3 protein-coding genes and 1 pseudogene are annotated in these 2597 nt (G+C 63.1%); all 4 read left to right on the top strand.

Annotated features, from left to right (window positions below; translation table 11 throughout):
• Nucleotides 1–284, top strand: a 284-nt coding sequence (locus tag EN964_RS31420) for a glycerol-3-phosphate dehydrogenase C-terminal domain-containing protein (protein ID WP_281059584.1), incomplete at its 5' end; no start/stop codon positions are given.
• Nucleotides 285–326: 42 nt separating this feature from the next.
• Nucleotides 327–1406, top strand: a complete 1080-nt coding sequence (locus EN964_RS31415) for an ABC transporter ATP-binding protein (RefSeq protein ID WP_127269023.1) — start codon at nucleotides 327–329, stop codon at nucleotides 1404–1406.
• A 9-nt stretch (nucleotides 1407–1415) separates the two neighbouring features.
• Nucleotides 1416–2483 (top strand): ABC transporter ATP-binding protein, encoded by a 1068-nt coding sequence (locus tag EN964_RS31410; RefSeq protein ID WP_127269024.1) that lies wholly within the window; start codon nucleotides 1416–1418, stop codon nucleotides 2481–2483.
• Nucleotides 2484–2597: pseudogene (locus tag EN964_RS31405) on the top strand (sugar ABC transporter permease); the annotation flags it as partial.

The raw sequence follows: 2597 nt of genomic DNA, 5'->3' as shown, positions 1-2597 counted from the left end.
TCCTCGACGCGCGCCTGGCTCGCCGGTTGACCCGGCTCTATGGAACCCGCGCGAGGATGCTGCTGGGGCTGGCCAAATCGAACGTCGATCTCGGCCGCAACTTCGGCGCCGATCTCTACGAGGCCGAGGTGCGCTATCTCGTTCAAAACGAATGGGCCGTCACATCAGAAGATGTATTGTGGCGCCGGACCAAGCGCGGTCTGCATCTCAGCCGCGAGCAGGTGGCGGCGCTCGATGAGTTCATGCGCGGCATAAGCCGGCGCCATGTCGCGGCTGCCGAATGAAGAGGGGTTTGAGCTGATGCGGAAGGCCTGGGAGGAGGCGTCATGCTGGAACTGAGAAACGTCACCAAGGCGGTCGGCGCGGTCGAGCATATAAGCGACGTGTCGCTGACGCTCCAGCACGGCTCGCTCAACGTCCTGCTCGGACCTACGCTTTCCGGCAAGACAAGCCTGATGCGGCTGATGGCCGGCCTGGACGTGCCGACCTCCGGTTCGATCTGGTTCGACGGCCAGAATGTCACCGGTGTGCCGGTGCAGAAGCGCAAGATCGCCATGGTCTACCAACAGTTCATCAACTATCCGGCGATGACCGTTTATGAGAACATTGCTTCGCCGCTGCGGGTGGCCGGCATCGAGCAGGCCAGGATCGACAGCCAGGTGCGTGAAGCCGCGGCTCTTCTCAAGCTGACGCCCTATCTCGACCGCACGCCGCTCAGCCTGTCCGGTGGCCAGCAGCAGCGCACCGCGCTGGCGCGCGCCATCGTCAAGAACGCAAGCCTGGTCCTGCTCGACGAACCGCTCGCCAATCTCGACTACAAATTGCGCGAGGAACTGCGCGCCGAATTGCCCAGGATATTCGCCGCCGCCGGCACCATCTTCGTCTACGCCACGACCGAGCCGCACGAGGCGCTGCTGCTCGGCGGCAACACGGCGACGCTTTCGCAAGGCAAGATCACCCAGTTCGGACCGACCATCGAGGTGTTCCGCAAGCCGGTAGATCTGGTGACAGCCAGGACATTTTCCGATCCACCGCTCAATACTATAGTGCTTGCCAAGAAGGGCCGGGATTTCCTGCTCGAGGGCGGCGTGAACCTGCCGGTGCCGGCCGAGCTCTCCGGCATTGCCGATGCCATGTACACGATCGGTTTTCAGCCGCACCACCTGTCGCTCGAGCGGCCCAATGCGGCGGCCGTACCGGTGCGCGCCAAGGTGACGATCACCGAGATCACCGGATCGGAGAGCTTCATCCATCTCGATTTCGCCGATGCGCGCTGGGTCATGCTGACCCATGGTATCAGGCATTTCGAGCCGGACGAGGTGGTCGAGGTGTTCATCGATCCGCGCCACATCATGGTTTTCGACGAGCACGGCAGCGCCGTGACTGCGCCGAAGCTGGCGGCTTGAGGGCAAGAGATGGCACGCATCGACGTCAACCATGTCAGGCATTCCTACCTGCCGAACCCGCAGAAGGATGCCGATTTCGCGCTGCGGGAAGTGCATCATGTCTTCGAGGACGGCGGCGCCTATGCGCTGCTCGGGCCCTCCGGTTGCGGCAAGACCACGCTGCTCAACATCATTTCGGGATTGTTGCACCCCTCGCACGGCCAGTTGCTGTTCAACGGCAAGGACGTGACCAATTTGTCGACGCAGGAGCGCAACATCGCGCAGGTGTTCCAGTTCCCGGTCATTTACGACACCATGACCGTCTACGACAATCTGGCCTTCCCGCTGCGCAACCGCGGTGTGCCGGAAGCCGATGTCGACCGCAAGGTTCGCGAGACGCTGGAGATGATCGATCTGGCGTCGTGGGCGAAGAAGAAGGCGAGGGGCCTGACCGCCGACCAGAAGCAGAAGATCTCGCTCGGCCGCGGGCTGGTGCGCTCCGACGTCAACGCCATCCTGTTCGACGAGCCGCTGACCGTCATCGATCCGCACATGAAGTGGGTGCTGCGCTCGCAGCTGAAGCAGTTGCACCGCCGCTTTGGCTACACCATGGTCTATGTGACCCACGACCAGACCGAGGCGCTGACCTTCGCCGAGCAGGTCGTGGTCATGTATGATGGCGGCATCGTGCAGATCGGCACACCGGCCGAATTGTTCGAACGCCCGCGCCATACCTTCGTCGGTTATTTCATAGGCTCGCCAGGCATGAACGTCATGCCGGTGGCGATCGACGGCAAGACGGCGACGCTCGGCTCGCAGCGCATCGAACTGCCGGGCGCACCCAAGGCAGCCAGCGGCGCCGTCGAGCTCGGCATCCGTCCCGAATATGTCCGGCTCGGCCGCGAAGGCATGACCGTGCAGGTCAGCAAGGTCGAGGATCTCGGTCGCCACAAGGTGGTGCGCGCCAAGCTCGAAGGCCGCGATATCTCTGCCGTGATCGGTGAGGACGAGACCCTGCCTGCCGATCCGAAGGTGCGGTTCGACCCGGCCGGCATCAACATCTATGCCGATTCCTGGCGTGTCGAGATGGAGGCCTAGATGGAGAAGACCTGGAACAACAAGGCCTGGTTCATGGTGCTGCCGGTCCTCCTGCTGGTGGCGTTCTCGGCGGTGATCCCGCTGATGACGGTGGTCAACTATTCGGTGCAGGAC

The sequence above is a fragment of the Mesorhizobium sp. M7A.F.Ca.CA.001.10.2.1 genome (assembly GCF_003998575.1).
GTDB lineage: Bacteria > Pseudomonadota > Alphaproteobacteria > Rhizobiales > Rhizobiaceae > Mesorhizobium.
Note: the sequence above shows the minus strand (reverse complement) of the source record. Positions and strands in the feature narration are given on the sequence as shown.